The sequence below is a fragment of the Saccharothrix saharensis genome (assembly GCF_006716745.1).
GTDB lineage: Bacteria > Actinomycetota > Actinomycetes > Mycobacteriales > Pseudonocardiaceae > Actinosynnema > Actinosynnema saharense.
In genome coordinates, this window is the sequence record NZ_VFPP01000001.1 from 4,898,796 (window position 1) to 4,913,836 (window position 15,041).

A 15,041-nucleotide genomic window follows, 5' to 3' on the forward strand; every position below is an offset into this window, starting at 1 on the left:
GCCCGCGCGCACGACGGCGCGCACGACGCCGTCACGCGTGCCGGAACCAGCGCGCCTTCTTCTTGATCTCCACGTTGCCCGCGCGCACGTGGCCGTGCACCACGAAGTGCGGCCGGCCGTTCACGCCCGTGCCGACCTTGTCCTTCAGGTTGCTCGCGGCCAGCTCCACGCCGTCGGCGTCGACCGTCGCGCCCTCCGGCAGCACCAGCTTCACCGACCCGGCGGTCACGTCCAGCTCGATGTCCACCACCGCGTGCGGGATGGACGCCTCGCGGAAGTCCAGGTCCGTCGACCCCATCCGGTTGCGCACCACGAGCTGCCGCGGCACCGCCCAGTTGCCCTTGCGGTTGACCGTCGACATGGTGGCCTTGAGCTCCTGCCGGTCCGCGGGCATCGCGAGCACCTGCTCGTTGTGCACCATGCCCGGCAGGTCCAGCAGCACCGCGTTCAGCTCGCCGCGGGTGCGGGCGGCCAGCGCGGTGTCGGTGCGCTCGGTGAACTCGTCCAGCGTGATCAGCCCGCGGCCGATCGCCTTCTGCAGCAGGCCGACGACGTGCTCGCGCTCGGCGTCGGACACCCGGAAGTCCCTGGGGTCGGTCATGGCTCAGCCCTCCGGCTCGACGTCGAGCCCGTGCTCGATCGCGTACCGCGCCAGCTCGACGCGGTTGTGCAGTTGCAGCTTGCGCAGGGTGGACTGCACGTGGTTCTCCACCGTGCGGTGCGAGATGACCAGCCGGTTCGCGATCTGCCGCGCGGTCAACCCCTTGGCCACGAGCCGCAGCACCTCCGTCTCCCGCTCGGTGAGCTGCGGCTTGTCCTCGTCCGGCGTGGCGGCCATCCGCCGGTACTCCCCGAGCACCAGGCCCGCGAGCCCGGCGGTGAACACCGCGTCGCCCGCCGCGGTCCGGGTCACCGCCTCCACCAGCTCCTCGGCCGACGCCGACTTCACCAGGTAACCGGACGCGCCCGCCTTCACCGCCTCCAGCACGTCGCTGTGCTCGCCGCTCGCGGACAGCACCAGCACCCGGGTGCCCGCCAGCGACCCGGTGATCATCGTGGTCGCCTCGACCCCCGTCGTCTCGCCGAGGTTGAGGTCCATCAGCACCACGTCCGGCCGCACCGCGCGGGCGATCCGCACCGCCGACGCGGCGTCACCGGCCGTCGCGACCACCTCGAAGCCGCGCTCGGACAGGTCGCGCGCGACACCGTCACGCCACAGCGGGTGGTCGTCCACCACCATCACGGACACGCTCATCTGTAGACCCGCACCTCCCACTCGGTGCCCTCCCCCGGCCCCGTCTGCAGCTCAAGGGTCCCACGCAGCGCCTCGACCCGGCCCCGGATCGACTGGGCGACGCCCATCCGGCCCTCCGCCTCGGCCGAGGCCAGCCGGCCCTCGGCGATGCCGGGGCCGTCGTCGCGGACGCTGATCACGACCTCCTCGCCGAGGTCCTCCAGCAGCACCCACGCCCGCGCGTCCGGGCCCGCGTGCTTGTCCACGTTGGACAGCGCCTCGCGCACCACGGCGGTCAGCTCGAACGCCGTGGCGGCCGGCAGCATCACCTGCGTGGCCGGGGTGGACACCTGGAACCGGGACGTGGCCAGCAGTTGCAGCGCGGGCCGCAGGTCGGCGTCACCGTCCACGGTGGACTCCGTCGGCGCGGCGGCCACCAGGGACCGCAGCGCGACCTCCTGCTCGCCGGCCAGCTCCGCGAGCTCCGCCGCCTCGCCGCCCAGCTCCGTGCCGCGCTTGCGCACCCGGGCCAGCACCTGGAGCACGCCGTCGTGGATGGACCGCGCCAGCCGCTCGCGCTCCGCCGTGGCGGCCTCGGTCCGCAACGCCTGCGCCAGCCGCACCGCCGAGCGGCGCGCCGTGGTCGACGCCATGCCGACCACGAACCCGGCGCAGGACAGCAGCACCACGTCCCGCACCATGTCGACGCTGAGCTCGCCGCGGGTGAGGTAGGTGCTCAACCCGACCGCGAACCCGGACACCGCGCCCGCGACCTGACCGCCGAGCGCACCCGCCGCCACCGGCGGGCCGGCCGCCCAGATCGTGGTGATCAGCGGGACGTCGAACAGGAACTGGGCATCGGTCATGATCAGCCGCGAGAGCGACATCAGGCCGCACGTGATCAGCACGTCCGCCACCACGACCCACGTCCGCCGGCCGTTCTCCCGGCTGTAGGCCTGGATGGTGAACACCGACCACAGGGCCATCGCGGCGATGGCGCACCACGCCAGCCACGGGCGCTCGTACTCACCGTGCTGGTCGATCGCGTTGCCCAGGGCGAACAGGAACGTCACTACGCGTAGCGCTACCGTTCCCCGCCAGAGGTGCGCGACCGGGTCCTCCATGACCGCTGTCCCCTGGTCGGCTGGTTTCGTGTGCACGGTGTGCTCCCTTCACGCGCAATCTTGCCGTGTCGGAGTGGCGCAGCTAACCCCCAGGTGGCCGTCTGTTCCGATACCGACACCTGTGGAAGGCTGGCCGGAGTCACCGAGCGTGATCTCGTGGACTGCTCACCTCCGGGGGTGGAGATCACGTCCGCGGACCGCTGTGGCGAGGGAGGGCCGAGCGTGCGCCACTGGCCGATGTGGACGCTGAAGCGCTCCGCGCTGGTCTACTGGCTGCTCGTGGACGCCCTGGCGCTGGCGGCCGTCGCCTACTCCATCGTGACGTCACCGCAGCCCACACCGGGGCAGATCGGCCGGTTCGCGGCCATCGCGGGCACCGCGGGCGCGGTGATCGTCGGCAGCTCCATCCACAGCCACCGGGTGGGAGAGGCCGCGCGCAACCCGTGGGCCGCCCACCTGTGCTACCTCACCGCGGGCCTGGTCGCGCTGCCGTGCAACCTGCTCGTCCTGCTGCTGTTCGGCCCCGCGCTGCACGGCGTGCTGACCCAGCGCCCGGAATCGCACCGCTGGGTGTTCACCCTGTCCGCGACCACGCTGGCCGTGTTCACCACCCGCTACGTCATCGGCTGGGCCGAGCCGAGCACCGACCTGGTCGTCATGGTGCTCGGCGCGACCGTGCTGCTGGTGGTCCGCGCGGCCTTGATCGCGGTCGGCCTGAAGCTGCGCAGCCCGCGCGCCAAGGGCGAGGAGGTCATCGGCGAGCCGATCGACGTCGTGCTGGGCATCGTCGCGGTCAGCATCGGCGGCCTGATGGGCTTCGTCGCGGTGACCACCCCGGTGCACGCCCTGATGGCCGGACCGCCCCTGGCCCTGCTGGAACGGGCGGCGCAGCTGCCGCAGTGGCGGCGCTCCGCCCAGCGCGACGCGAAGACCGGCCTGGCCAACGCCGTGCACTGGGACAGCCGCGCCCGCTACGAGCTGGCCAAGGCGCGGGGCCGCGACCGGCCGATGGCCGTGATGCTGCTCGACCTCGACCACTTCAAGCGGGTCAACGACGAGGTCGGCCACCTGGCGGGCGACTCGGCGCTCAGCGCGGTCGCGCTCCTGCTCACCGGCACGGTCCGGCGCGGCGACCTGGTCGGCCGCTTCGGCGGCGAGGAGTTCGTCGTGCTGCTGCCCGACGCCGAACCGGCCGTCGCCCGGTCCGTGGCGCAACGGGTCCGGCACGCGGTCGCCGACCTGGCCGTGCCGACCGTCCGCACGGACGGCCGCGAGCACCTGCTGACCGGCCTGACCGTCAGCATCGGCGTGGCGACCACCCAGCGGTTCGGCTACGAGCTGCCGGACCTGCTGGTGGCCGCCGACGCCGCCCTGCTAGCCGCCAAGGGCTACGGCCGCAACCTGGTCGAGATGGCCTGACCGCTACTGCCGCCCGCTGTGGTCCGCGGTCGGCCCCTGGGTGTCGTCGATGTCCTCGATCCGATCCCCGCCGGTGTCGACGGGTCCGCTCTCCTGCGGTTCCAGCACGTCGACCTGGCGCGGCGCGACGTCGCGGTCCGACTCCGACAGCAACGACCTGATCCCCGAGTTCAGCACCGCCAGCAGCGGCACGGCCAGCAGCGCACCCGCGATGCCGCTCACCACCAACCCGGCGGTGATCGCCAGCACCACGGCCAGCGGGTGCAGCTTCACCGCGCGACCCAGCAGCAGGGGCTGGAGCACGTGGCTCTCCAGCTGCATCACGCCGATCAGGATGGCGAGCACGATCAGGGCCGCCACCGGGCTCACCGCCACCAGCGCCACCAGCACCGCCACCGCGCCGGTGATCACCGCGCCCACGATCGGGATGAAGGCACCGAGGAACACCAGCGCCGACAGCGGCACCACCAGCGGCACGTCCACGATCCACAGGCCGATGCCGACGCCGACCGCGTCCACCACGGCCACCAGGGCGGTCGCCCGCACGTACGACACCAGCGAGGCGAAACCCCGCCGCCCCGCCACGTCGGCCCGGTCGCGCACGTCGCGCGGCACGATCCGGACCAGGAACCGCCAGATCCCGTCGCCGTCGTGCAGGAAGAAGATGAGCGTGAACAGCGCCAGGATGAGACCGGTCAGGATCTCGCCCAGCGTCGCCGCCGTGGTCAGCGCGCCCGAGGTGATGTCGGCCTGGTTGTCCTGGATGGTCCTCACCATCTCGTCCAGGTACTCCTGGAGCTGGACGTCGCTCAGGTGCAGCGGGCCGTCGCGCAGCCAGTCGCGGATCTGCTCCAGGCTCTTGCCGACCTGCACCTGCAGCTGCGGCAAGCCCTTGGAGAACTCGTTGATCACGAACGTGAGCACGCCGCCGACCAGCGCGATGCCGCCGACCAGCACCACGCCCGTGGACAGCCCGCGCGGGATGCCCGCCCTGGCCAGCTGCGACACCGCGGGCGACAGCAACGCGGCCAGCAGCAGCGCCACCCCCACGGGGATGACGATGGTGGCCAGGAACCCGACCACGTGGAACACCACGTAGAGGGCCGCCACCACGGCGACGAACCGCCAGCTCAGCGCAGCGGACACGCGCAGCAGCGCCGGCACGTTGTCGGTGATCTTCCGTTCCGTCCCCGTCACGCGCACCACGCTAGTCGGCCGCGGACCCGCGGGCGGGTCGGTCGGGCACGGCCGGCGGCATGGCGGACCCCACGTTTCGGATTCGGTCAAACGCCGGCGCGACCGGCGCGCCGGGTGATCGGATCGCGGGCGTGACCGCCGAGAGCACCGTCGAGGACGCCGTCCGGGCCGCGTTCGCCGCCGGGCGCACGCTGCGCTTCGACCCCAGGACGCCCCAGCGGGAGCGCACGGTCCGCGGCGAGCTGCTGTCCGACCTGCTCCTCGGCGGGCCGCGGACCGCCGCGCTGCGACTGGTCGGCGCGAACGTCGTCGGCTCCTTCGCGCTCGAAGGCGCGCAGGTCGACCACGTGGTCGACCTCCAGGACTGCACCTTCGAACGGCCACCGGACCTGCGCATGGCCCGGCTGGTCGGCCTTCGGCTGCGCGGCTGCAAGGTGCCCGGCCTGTGGGGCCGCAACCTGCGCGTGGGCAGCGACCTGGTGCTGGAGGCCGGGTTCACCAGCGACGGCGTGGTCGACCTGACCGACGCCTCGGTCGACGGCACGTGCCGGCTGGCGGGCGCCGTGCTGCGCAACAAGGGCGGCGACCACGCCCTGCTCGCCGCCCGCATCCGGCTGTCCGGCTCGTTGCAGGCCATCGCGCTGCGCGCGGGCGGCGAGGTGCGGCTGCGCGGCGCGAACGTCGGCGGGAACGTGCACCTCGGCGGCGCGCGCCTGCTCAACGCGGGCCAGAACGCACTCGACGCCACCGGCGTCACCATCGCGGGCACCCTGTTCTGCGACGCCGAGGGCGGCCGGTTCACCGCCGAGGGCCGCATCCTGCTCGACGGCGCGCGGGTCGGCGGCAGCGTCGTCTTCTCCGGCGCCCGGCTGCACGCCAGCGTGGTCGACCGCCCGGTCCTGGTGATCCCGCGCGGCACCGCCGACGAGGCCGCCGCGCTGGTCGCCGACCGGATGCGGGTGGAGGGCAACGTCGAGCTGGACGACGGCTTCACCTCCTCCGGCACGGTCCGCCTGCCCAACGCCGAGATCGGCGGCTACCTGCGGCTGTCCGGGGCGGTGATCGGCCGGCGGGACGTGGTGGACGAGCTGGCCGGCCACACCGGCGAGGACGTCCAGCGCATCCCGGTGGCCCTGCACGCGGACGGCATCCAGGTGCGCGGCGACCTCGAAGCGCGCGGCGCGGTCAACGGCGGGTTCCACGGCCACGGCGAGCGTGACGCGGCGCTGCGCGCCTACGGCCAGGTGCGCCTGGTGGACGCGCACGTGCGGGGCAGCGCCTCGCTCTCCGGCGTGCGACTGCACGGACCCGGCATCGACGTCCTGTTCGCCGACCGGCTCCGCGTCGGCGGCACGCTGTTCCTCCGCGACCTGCGCGCCGAGGGCTCGCTGCGCCTGCAGAACGCCGAGATCGGCTCCACCCTCGACTGCTCCGGCGCGTCCCTGCTCTCGCCGCGCCGCCGCCCGGACGGCACGGTGAAGCCGTCGCTGGACGCCCGCGTGGCCGGGATCGGCAAGGACCTGCTGTGCAGCCACGGCTTCACCGCCGCGGGCGGCGTGCGGCTGAGGCTGGCCGAGGTGGGCAAGATGGCCACGTTCGCGGGCGCCCGGCTGGGCGGTCCGGGCAGCGACATCGCGCTGAACGCCTACGGCCTCACGGTGAGCCAGCTCGTGCTGCGGCTGTCGGAGGACCGGACCCCGGTGGGCCGGGTCGTGCTGACCCGGGTCGCCGCGACGACGGTGGTGGACGGGCCGGGCCTGTGGGCCGCCACCGGCGGCGTCGACGTCGAGGACTTCACGTTCCGCTCGATCTCCGCCACGCCGCACGTGGACGTGCGCACCCGGTTGCGCTGGCTGCGCGAGGTGCAGCCGGACTTCGCGCCCGGCCCGTACGAGCAGCTGGCCGCCGTGTACCGGGACGGGGGCGAGGAAGAGCTGGCGCAGCTCGTGCAGGTGGAGAAGCAGCACCGGCGCTACTCCGAGCTGGGCGTCGCGGGCCGGGTCTGGGGGTTCCTCCAGCGCTGGACGGTCGGCTACGGCTACCGGCCGTGGCTCGCGATCGCCTGGCTGACCGCGTTCTGGCTGCTCGGCGCGCTGTGGTTCCTGGGCCACGAGATGCCGAAGCTGAACGACGACGAGTCGCCGTCGTGGAACGCGTGGCTGCTGTCGATGGACCTGCTGATCCCGATCGTGGACCTCGGCCAGGACGGCAAGTGGAAGTTCAGCGGTGCTTCGCAGTGGATCTCCAGCACGCTCATCGCGGTCGGCTGGATCCTGGCGTCCACGGCCGCCGCCGGCGCGGCCAGGGTCCTCAAGCGCGTCTGATCACTGCCAGTAACGCTCGAGAACACAGCGTGTTCGTCACACGATCCGGCGAACCAGGTGTGAATGGAGTGCGCCGCGCGCCCCGCGACTGGCAGTCTCTCGTCGTCGGCTTGATCACCTCGATCGCGTCGCCGGCGAATCCCAGTGCTTTCGGCGGAGGTTCCAGCGATGTCGTGCGTTGACCAGCGAGCGGGAACGGGGGCGAGCCGCGTTCGGCGGCTGCTCTCCCGGGCCCTGCTGGTCGTCGGCGGCACGCTGGCGGGCACCGCCGCGGCCTGGGCGCTGTCGACGGCACCGGCGTCCGCGCAGGTCCCGGTCGACCAGGTCGCCGAGGTCGCGCACGACGCGCTGTCGCCCGACGCGGCGCCGAGCCGGGTCGAGACCGCGCTGGCCCCGGTCCGCGCGAGCGAGGTCGGCCGAGCGGTGCAGGAGCTCGACACGGCGCTGCGCACCCCGCGCGTGCCCGAGCCGAGCCCGCCCCGCCTGCGGCAGGTCGCGGAGGACATCCGCGGTGCCGTCGGAGGCGTGCGCGACTGGCTCCGGCACCCCGCGTCCGTGCAGGCGCCCGCCGACGTGGTCGTCGGTGGCGTCGTGACGCGGGACGCCACCGAAACCACCCCGGCCGCCACCGCCGTGCCGGTTTCCGCCGGCACCCCGGTGGTGCACGGGGTGTTCGCCAAGCTCAGCCGAACCTGGCTGGACGCGCCCCGGCGGCCGGTCGTCGCGCCGCCGGGCGACAACGGGTCGTCCCTGCCGGGCGACCCGTCCGGGCTGCCGTCGATGCCGTTCGCGCCCCTCGGCGCGCCGGTCCACTGCTCCTGCGGTGGCGACGGCTCCGGTTCCTCGAGTGGCGGCAACGGCCCGTTCTCGGTCGTCTCCGCCGACCACATCGACGCCGCGGTGGCCCGGGCTCTGTTCCCCGCCACCGAGCGGAACGTCGTGATGCCGGGCAAGCAGCCCGGCATCACGCCCGACTGACCCAGCGCGCGGTCCGCGGCAGCTCATCGTCGAGCTGACCCGGTGATCGACCGTCGCGCCGCTCCGCGTGCGCTCCCCTCCCGGTCGATGCCGCGCTTCCCACCCCTCCAGATGACCCGGGTGGTCGTCGTCTCCGACGCGGTAGCCGCGTCCGACCACCCCTCACCTCCCGCAAGGGACATTGGAAGAAGGAGAACCCATGCAAACCTGGGCCAAGCGCGGTCTGAAGACCGCACTTGTCACGGGTGGTTTGCTGATGCTCGGTACGGGCATCGCTTCAGCCCAGGAGAACGTCAACCCCGACGCGAAGCCGAACCCGCTCGACGCGAAGGTGCGCGTTCCGGTCGACGTCGACCACAACACCCTGGGCACCCCGGTCGGCAGCCACGAGCTGCCGGCCGTGCACCAGGAGATCGGCACGCCGAGCGCGACCAGCCGGCCGGTGCGCGACCTCACGCTGCCGGACAACCCCCTGGTCCGCGCCACCCAGGAGCGGCTGACCGGCGTCGACACCGTCGGCCTGGCCCGCGGCAACACCGCCGACGCGGACGTGGTCGTGCCGGTGAGCGCCTGCGGCAACGCCGTCGCGGCCGGCGGCGACGCCTACACCGAGGGCGTCTGCGCCCAGTCCGCGTCCAGCACGGGCCGGATCAGGACCGACGGCTCGCGCGGCACCCTGGCCGGCAACGTGGCCCACGCCGCCGCCGCCGTCTCGCCGCAGGTCAACGGCAACGCCGTCGCGGCCGTGGCCAACGCCGAGTCCCGCGCCACGTCCTACCAGCGCGCCGTCGCGGGCGACGAGATCCGGACGTCGGGCGAGGACGGCTCGCTGTCGGGCAACATCGCCGCCGTCCAAGGCGCGCTGCCCGCCCAGGTGACCAACAACGCGGTCGCCGCCGGCGGCAACTCCCGCAGCGGGGCCGCGACGGCCAACGACGCCCAGGCCGCCGGGTCGCTGAGCACCACCGGCCGGCGCGGCACCGGCGGCGGCAACGTCCTCGGCGTGCCGGCCGCACCGGTCCTCGCGGTCACCGGCAACGGCGTCGGCGCCGTGGGCAACGCGGACACCTCCACCGAGAACCGCGCCTCGTCCGACGCCGGCACCACCCACCGCGACCGGCTCGGCACCACGATGTGGTCGGAGACCAGCGGCGACGACGGCACCCTCGCGGGCAACGTGGTCCAGCCGGCGTTCGCGGGCCCCGTCGCCGCGGGCGACAACGCCCTCGCGGGCAGCGGCAACGCGCAGGTCGCCAACGCCATGGCGCACGACGCCGAAGCGGGCGGCAACAGCTACACCTCGGGCCAGGACGCGGTGCTGTCCGGCACCTTCGCCGACGCGCCCGTCGCCCTGCCGGTCTCCGGCGCGGGCAACGCGCTGTCCGGCGTGGGCACCACCTCGGCCCGGCACTCGAACGAGGCCACCGCGGTCGCCGGCGGCGACACCTTCACCACCGGCGACCGGTCGGTGCTGGCGGCGAACTCGGCGAACCTGCCCCCCGCCGGGGCGGTCGACCTGTGCGGCAACGGCCTGGCGGGCGGCGGCATCGCCGACGCGGAGTGCCGCAACGACGTCGCCGCGGACTCCGGCGGCTACAACGGCACGACCGGCAACGACGCGGTCGGGTCGGGCAACATCGGCCAGGTGCCGCTCGGCGCGCCCGCCGAGGCGTTCGGCAACGGCGTCGGCGCGGCGGGCACGCCCACCGGCCGGGCCACCGAGAACAAGACCGTGCGCTCCGGTCGGTACGCGAACAGCATCGACGACAACGGCACCGTGTCCAGCAACGTCGTGTCCGCCCCGACCGCGCTGGGCGGCCAGGTGTTCGGCAACTCGGGCGGCGCGGTCGCCAACCCGACGTCGACCACCGACAGCGACACCGAGATCGACCTCGGCAACCCGCCGAAGGCCAACGGCAAGCACGGTTCGGTCTCCGGCAACATCGTGCACGTGCCCACCTCCAACCCGGCCCAGGTCTTCGGCGACTCGGTCGTCGCGGTCGGCAACGGCTCGTCCGACACCGACAGCAAGCTCGACTCCCGCTCCGGCGGCACCGCCATCACCACCGGCGACGAGGGCTCGCTGTCGGGCAACGTGCTGTCGCTGCCCGAGGCGTCCTCGCCGCAGGTGTTCGGCAGCGCGGTCGGCGCCGGCAGCAACGTGGAGTCGGAGAGCCGCAACCAGTTCGGCTCCTACTCCGGCGGCGACGTGCAGACCTCCGGCGACGACGGGTCGTTCTCCGGCAACGGCATCGGCGCGCAGCCGTCGGTCCCGCTGCAGGTGTTCGGCGACGCCGTCACCGCCGCGGGCAACGGCTCCTCGGTCACGGACAACCGGACCGGCCTGATCGCCGGCGGCGAGCACCTGACCTCCGCCGAGGACAGCGCGTGGTCGGGCAACCTGCTCACCGCCCCCGCCGGCGTCACGCCGTCGGTGCACGGTGACGCGGTGACCGTCGCGGGTCTCGCGGACGCCGCGACGGCGAGCCGGTCGACCAGCCAGTCCGGTGGCAAGACGGCCACCACGGGCCGCGGCCCGGTCAGCACGCACGACCTCGAGGTGCCGACCGAGGCGTTCGCCCGCGTGTTCGGCATCCCGGTGGACGTGCTCGGCACGGCCACCGCGAACGCGCAGGACCGCAACGACGTGCGCACCGGTGACGACAAGGGCGACGACACGCGGGTCACCGACGCGAGCCGGGGCATCCAGCTCCCGGCCGGTGTCGACAGCCTGCTGCGCGTCACCGAGCTGCCGAACCTGGGTCTGGTGAGCCGGTTGTCGCAGTACACCGTGCCGCTGGGCACGCCGGGTCTCGACGAGCTGCGCGGCCTGCCGATCCAGGGCCTGCGCCAGGCGCAGCTCCCGGGCAGCGCCCTGCTGGGCCGGACGGTGCCGAGGCCGGACGTGGACGCGATCAACGCGGCGAAGCCGAAGGCCGGCAACCCGGTCGGCGCGGTGTCGCAGGCGAAGCTGCCCACCGCCGAGGGCCCGGTCGGCGCGCTGTCGCAGGCCGAGCTGCCGTCGCCGGCCGCGCCGGTCGGCGCGCTGTCCCAGGCGAAGCTGCCGTCGGAAGGGCCGCTGGGCGCGCTGTCCCAGGCGGAGCTGCCGACCCAGCAGTTGCCGCGGCTGGCGAACCTGGAGCAGGTCCGGCAGGGCCTGCCGGCCATCGGTGAGGCCGCGCGTGCCGCGCTGCGCACGGTGCCCGTCGCGTCGACGCTGGTCCGCGCCGTGCGGTCGGACGACGAGGAGCGCTCGTTCGGCGGCACCCTGCCGGTGCTCGGCGACCTCGCCCCGACCCAGCCCCTCCCGGCCGTGGACGGCCTGCCGGTCGACGGCCTGGCCGAGGGCGGTCGCACCGTGTCGTCGCTGCCCGTCGCGGCGCCGGCCGGCCTGCCGTTCGTGCTGCCGGTGCCGGGGGTCGCGCAGCCGCGCACCCAGTCCCCGGTCGTGCCCCCGATGGCGCTCACCGGCATGAACGTCAGCCCGCTGCAGGGTGGCGTCGGCCCGACGCGGTTCACCGAGACCCAGGCTCCCGCCCTGGCCGCGATGGACGCGCGCACGGTGTTCAACTCGATCGAGGACACCACGGTGATCCCGCGCATCTGACGCACCCCCGACGACCGGGCCCCTGGCACCTCACGTGCCAGGGGCCCGGTCCGCGTCCGGGGGTCAGCGGCGCAGGCGTTCCTCGACGTGCGCGATCACCGAGTGCACGGCCGCCTCGCCGTCGCTGGTCACCCAGCACACCCGCACCCCGGTCCGCACCCGTTCACCGCCGAGCCGCACCGCGCGTCCCGCCAGCTCGCGCACCCGGGCCGCCACCTCCTCGCCGCTGCCGTTCGGGTGCTCCGCGACCACGGCGAACGAGTCGCCGCCGTAGCGCGCCACCGTGTAGTCGGCTCGTAGACCCTGCCGCAGCCGCTTCGCCAGCACGGTCAGCAGCTCGTCGCCGCGCTTGAAGCCGTGCGCCGCGTTCACCGCCGCCATGCGGTGCACGTCGGCCAGGACCAGGGTCGCCAACGTGCCCCGGGTGCGGGCCCGGATCAACGCCTGGTCCAGCCGGTCGAGCAGCAGCGCCCGCCCCGGCAACCCGGTCAGCGCGTCGAGCAGCCCGGCGCTGTGCGGCACGTCGGCCTGCACCGGCCGCAGCAGCACCAGCACCTGTCCGCGCACGACGATCGGGTAGTACTCGGCCCACACCTGGGCGTGCGGCAGCACCACCGGGATCGTCAGCGGTGACCCGGTGCGCAGCACCTGGGCGGCGAGCTCGGCGCGACTGGGCAGCGGCGCCCCGGAGTCGTCGCGGGCGCGGGCGTCACCGAGCAGCGAGGACGCCATCGCGTTCGCGGCGAGCACCACGCCGTGCTCGTCCTGGAGCAGCACCCCGACCGGCAGTTCCGAGACGAACTCGTCCCACACCGCACGGGAAGCCGTTGTCTGCACGGTACTCATAGGACTCGTGCCCTCCGCTGAGGCATGGCCTGTCCGTGAAGAGCCTCCCTGCGGGTAGCGGGCTTTTCAATAGCCCCGACGCCACCCGGTCCGGTGATCTTTGGCGGGCGGTGTAACGCCGAGCCGGGCCAGCATCGCGGCGAAGTCCTCCTCGGACACGATGGGCACCTCGTACGCCCGCGCCCGACGCGCCTTGCTCGACAGCGTGAACGGGTCCGCGGCCACGAGCACGCGGGTCGACCTGGTCACGTAACCCTGGCTGACCAGCCCGGCGGACGCGGCCCGGTCGAGCCACTCCTCGCGCGGCGCGCGCGTCCGACCGGTGAACACCACCCGGTCACCGGGGGTCAACGCCACCGGGTCCGACCGACGCGGCGCCGAGGTGGCCGCGCCGCGCCGCACCTCGGTCACGTCGTCGTCCAGCGCGAGCCGCGGCACGGGCTGGGCGTCGGGCACGCCGAACCCCAGGTAGTGGGCGAACAACCGGGCCGTGGCGCGGGCGTCGTGCAACGCGGAGTGCGCCGAGTCGAGCACCACCCCGGCTGCCTCGCAGCACGCGGCCAACGACCGCCCGACCCGGTTCGGCAGGTACCGGTCGGCCAGGCGCATCGTGCACAGGCCGGTCACCGGCAGGTCCACCCCGGCGCGGGCGAACTCGGCGGTCAGGAACCGGGCGTCGAAGGACAGGTTGTGCGCGACGACCACGCGTCCGGCGAGGCGTGCCGCCACCGCGCCCGCGGCCCGCGCGAACGTCGGCGCGTGCCACACGTCGGCCGCGCGGATCCGGTGCACGTGCTGCGGTCCGAGGTCGCGCCCGGGGTTGAGCAGGGTGCACCACTCGTCGGTCACCCGACCCGCGTCGTCCAACCCGACGACGGCCACCTCGACCACCCGGTCCGAACCGCGCGCGGCGAACCCGGTCGTCTCCACGTCGACCACGGCGTACCCCATGATCGACGGACCTTACCGATCATGGTCACCCGGTCAGCGCGCGGAGCACGAGATCGACCACGGCGTCGGCGAACTCCCCGGTCAACGGCGCCGTCCGCAGGAACCACCGCTGGTAGACGGGCCCCAACAACAACTCCGCCGCCGCCGACACGTCGACGTCGGCCCGCACCTCACCCAGCCGCTGGGCGGTGCGTAATCGCTCCTCCAGCGCCATCCGGCGCGGCATCAGCAGCAATGTCACCAGGTCCGTGCGCTCCTCGTGCACCAGCACCCGGCACACCTGGTCGAACCGCCGTTCGGCCAACTCCTCGGCCGCCGCGCGCAGTTCCCGCTTCAGGTCGACCACCGGCACGCCGCTGGGCAGCGCGTCAGCTCCGGCCGGCCCGTACTCCAGGAACGCGTCGAACAGCAGCGGCCCCTTCGACGGCCACCACCGGTAGATCGTCTGCTTGCCGACCCCCGCCCGCGCCGCCACCGCCTCGATGGTCAACCGGGAGTGGCCGAGCGCCTCGAGCAACTCCAACGCGGCCACGAGGATCGCCCGCCTCGAACGGTCGCTGCGCCGCGCCGCGTCGGGTGGCATCTTTCGATCGTATGCGCAGTTCTGCGGTGCGGGAATGACCCACAACCGACGTGACCGGTTGCCCGGCGCGGTCACCGCGGAGCAGCAGCGCCATCGCCCGCTCGGCGCGCCGTGCCAGCAGGTAGGAGTAAGGCGATCGACCATAAGCGCGGCGGAACGCGAGGCTGAGCACCCGGCCGGGCAGCTCCACCATGCGGCCGAGCGCCTCGACGTCCAGCGGCAGCGCGTGGTCGCGGTCGATCCGGTCGCGCACGCGGCACAACCGCGCCAGGTCTTCCCGGCGCTTCGCCGCGGTGCGGGCACGTGCCCACGCGGGGTGGCACATGGTGGTGGCTCCTCGGGTCAGCGGAGTTCCTGGATGCGGACCAGGTTGCCCGCCGGGTCGCGGAACGCGCAGTCGCGGACCCCGTACGGCTGCACGGTCGGCTCCTGGACCACCTCGGCGTCACCTCCCAGCACCTTCGCGAACGCCCCGTCGAGGTCGGGCGTCGCGAGCAGGATCCAGCCGTAGGTGCCCTTGGCCATCATCTCGGTGATGGTGCGCCGCTCGTCCTCGGTGATGTTCGGATCGGCGGCGGGCGGCGCCAGCAGGATGGACGTGCCCGGCTGCCCGACCGGACCGACCGTGATCCACCGCATCGAGCCCTGCCCGACGTCACTGCGGACCTCGAAGCCGAGGACGTCGCGGTAGAACGCCACCGAGGCGTCCGGGTCGTCGTGCGGCAGGACGGTCGTGTGAATCGTCAGGTCCATGGCGGTGAGCCTAGATCGGCACGCT

At 73.9% G+C, this 15,041-nt stretch carries 12 protein-coding genes; 4 read left to right on the plus strand and 8 right to left on the minus strand.

Annotated elements, in window-relative coordinates; translation table 11 throughout:
- Window positions 1–31: 31 nt before the first annotated feature.
- The 3 genes from FHX81_RS21635 to macS are packed head-to-tail and all read right to left on the minus strand — an operon-like array spanning window position 32 to window position 2,358.
- The gene (locus FHX81_RS21635; protein ID WP_141979884.1) at window positions 32–601 is read right to left on the minus strand and encodes a DUF1707 SHOCT-like domain-containing protein; all 570 of its coding nucleotides are present in this window, start codon (window positions 599–601) and stop codon (window positions 32–34) included.
- Window positions 602–604: 3 nt separating this feature from the next.
- Complete coding sequence (locus FHX81_RS21640) at window positions 605–1,255, minus strand: response regulator (protein ID WP_141979885.1); 651 nt, start codon at window positions 1,253–1,255, stop codon at window positions 605–607.
- Window positions 1,252–2,358 carry a MacS family sensor histidine kinase gene (macS, locus tag FHX81_RS21645; RefSeq protein WP_141984056.1) on the minus strand — a complete coding sequence of 369 codons (1,107 nt, stop codon included), beginning with the start codon at window positions 2,356–2,358 and terminating at the stop codon, window positions 1,252–1,254. Before macS ends, FHX81_RS21640 begins: the two co-directional genes overlap by 4 nt.
- A 222-nt stretch (window positions 2,359–2,580) precedes the next feature.
- Between macS and FHX81_RS21650 the strand changes: the two genes are divergently transcribed.
- Complete coding sequence (locus FHX81_RS21650) at window positions 2,581–3,777, plus strand: GGDEF domain-containing protein (protein WP_141979886.1); 1,197 nt, start codon at window positions 2,581–2,583, stop codon at window positions 3,775–3,777.
- Between the two features lie 3 nt (window positions 3,778–3,780).
- On the opposite strand, the gene FHX81_RS21655 is transcribed toward FHX81_RS21650, so the two are convergent.
- Complete coding sequence (locus FHX81_RS21655; RefSeq protein ID WP_141979887.1) at window positions 3,781–4,974, minus strand: AI-2E family transporter; 1,194 nt, start codon at window positions 4,972–4,974, stop codon at window positions 3,781–3,783.
- Between the two features lie 131 nt (window positions 4,975–5,105).
- Between FHX81_RS21655 and FHX81_RS21660 the strand changes: the two genes are divergently transcribed.
- From FHX81_RS21660 to FHX81_RS21670, 3 genes are all read left to right on the plus strand, one after another.
- On the plus strand, window positions 5,106–7,298 hold the full coding sequence (locus FHX81_RS21660; protein ID WP_141979888.1) for a translocation/assembly module TamB domain-containing protein: 2,193 nt from the start codon (window positions 5,106–5,108) through the stop codon (window positions 7,296–7,298).
- A 168-nt stretch (window positions 7,299–7,466) separates the two neighbouring features.
- A complete protein-coding gene (locus FHX81_RS21665) occupies window positions 7,467–8,276 on the plus strand; it encodes a hypothetical protein (protein WP_141979889.1) in 810 nt (269 codons plus the stop codon).
- Between the two features lie 199 nt (window positions 8,277–8,475).
- Complete coding sequence (locus FHX81_RS21670; RefSeq protein ID WP_141979890.1) at window positions 8,476–11,883, plus strand: hypothetical protein; 3,408 nt, start codon at window positions 8,476–8,478, stop codon at window positions 11,881–11,883.
- 63 nt (window positions 11,884–11,946) lie between these two features.
- Here FHX81_RS21670 and FHX81_RS21675 read toward each other — a convergent pair whose 3' ends face one another.
- From FHX81_RS21675 to FHX81_RS21695, 4 genes are all read right to left on the minus strand, one after another.
- Window positions 11,947–12,729, minus strand: a complete 783-nt coding sequence (locus tag FHX81_RS21675) for a GGDEF domain-containing protein (protein WP_141979891.1) — start codon at window positions 12,727–12,729, stop codon at window positions 11,947–11,949.
- A 66-nt stretch (window positions 12,730–12,795) separates the two neighbouring features.
- A complete protein-coding gene (locus tag FHX81_RS21680) occupies window positions 12,796–13,680 on the minus strand; it encodes an exonuclease domain-containing protein (protein WP_141979892.1) in 885 nt (294 codons plus the stop codon).
- 25 nt (window positions 13,681–13,705) lie between these two features.
- Window positions 13,706–14,263, minus strand: a complete 558-nt coding sequence (locus FHX81_RS21685) for a TetR/AcrR family transcriptional regulator (protein ID WP_141979893.1) — start codon at window positions 14,261–14,263, stop codon at window positions 13,706–13,708.
- Window positions 14,264–14,605: 342 nt separating this feature from the next.
- The gene (locus tag FHX81_RS21695; protein WP_141979894.1) at window positions 14,606–15,016 is read right to left on the minus strand and encodes a VOC family protein; all 411 of its coding nucleotides are present in this window, start codon (window positions 15,014–15,016) and stop codon (window positions 14,606–14,608) included.
- Window positions 15,017–15,041 lie beyond the last annotated feature (25 nt).

What these genes read in the sequence shown, in the direction of transcription:
- FHX81_RS21675 (WP_141979891.1), bottom strand. Translation starts at nt 12,729, where the DNA reads ATGAGTACCGTGCAGACAACGGCTTCCCGTGCGGTGTGGGACGAGTTC.
- FHX81_RS21685 (WP_141979893.1), bottom strand. Translation starts at nt 14,263, where the DNA reads ATGCCACCCGACGCGGCGCGGCGCAGCGACCGTTCGAGGCGGGCGATC.
- FHX81_RS21665 (WP_141979889.1), top strand. Translation starts at nt 7,467, where the DNA reads ATGTCGTGCGTTGACCAGCGAGCGGGAACGGGGGCGAGCCGCGTTCGG.
- FHX81_RS21635 (WP_141979884.1), bottom strand. Translation starts at nt 601, where the DNA reads ATGACCGACCCCAGGGACTTCCGGGTGTCCGACGCCGAGCGCGAGCAC.
- FHX81_RS21680 (WP_141979892.1), bottom strand. Translation starts at nt 13,680, where the DNA reads ATGGGGTACGCCGTGGTCGACGTGGAGACGACCGGGTTCGCCGCGCGC.
- macS (WP_141984056.1), bottom strand. Translation starts at nt 2,358, where the DNA reads ATGGAGGACCCGGTCGCGCACCTCTGGCGGGGAACGGTAGCGCTACGC.
- FHX81_RS21695 (WP_141979894.1), bottom strand. Translation starts at nt 15,016, where the DNA reads ATGGACCTGACGATTCACACGACCGTCCTGCCGCACGACGACCCGGAC.
- FHX81_RS21640 (WP_141979885.1), bottom strand. Translation starts at nt 1,255, where the DNA reads ATGAGCGTGTCCGTGATGGTGGTGGACGACCACCCGCTGTGGCGTGAC.
- FHX81_RS21670 (WP_141979890.1), top strand. Translation starts at nt 8,476, where the DNA reads ATGCAAACCTGGGCCAAGCGCGGTCTGAAGACCGCACTTGTCACGGGT.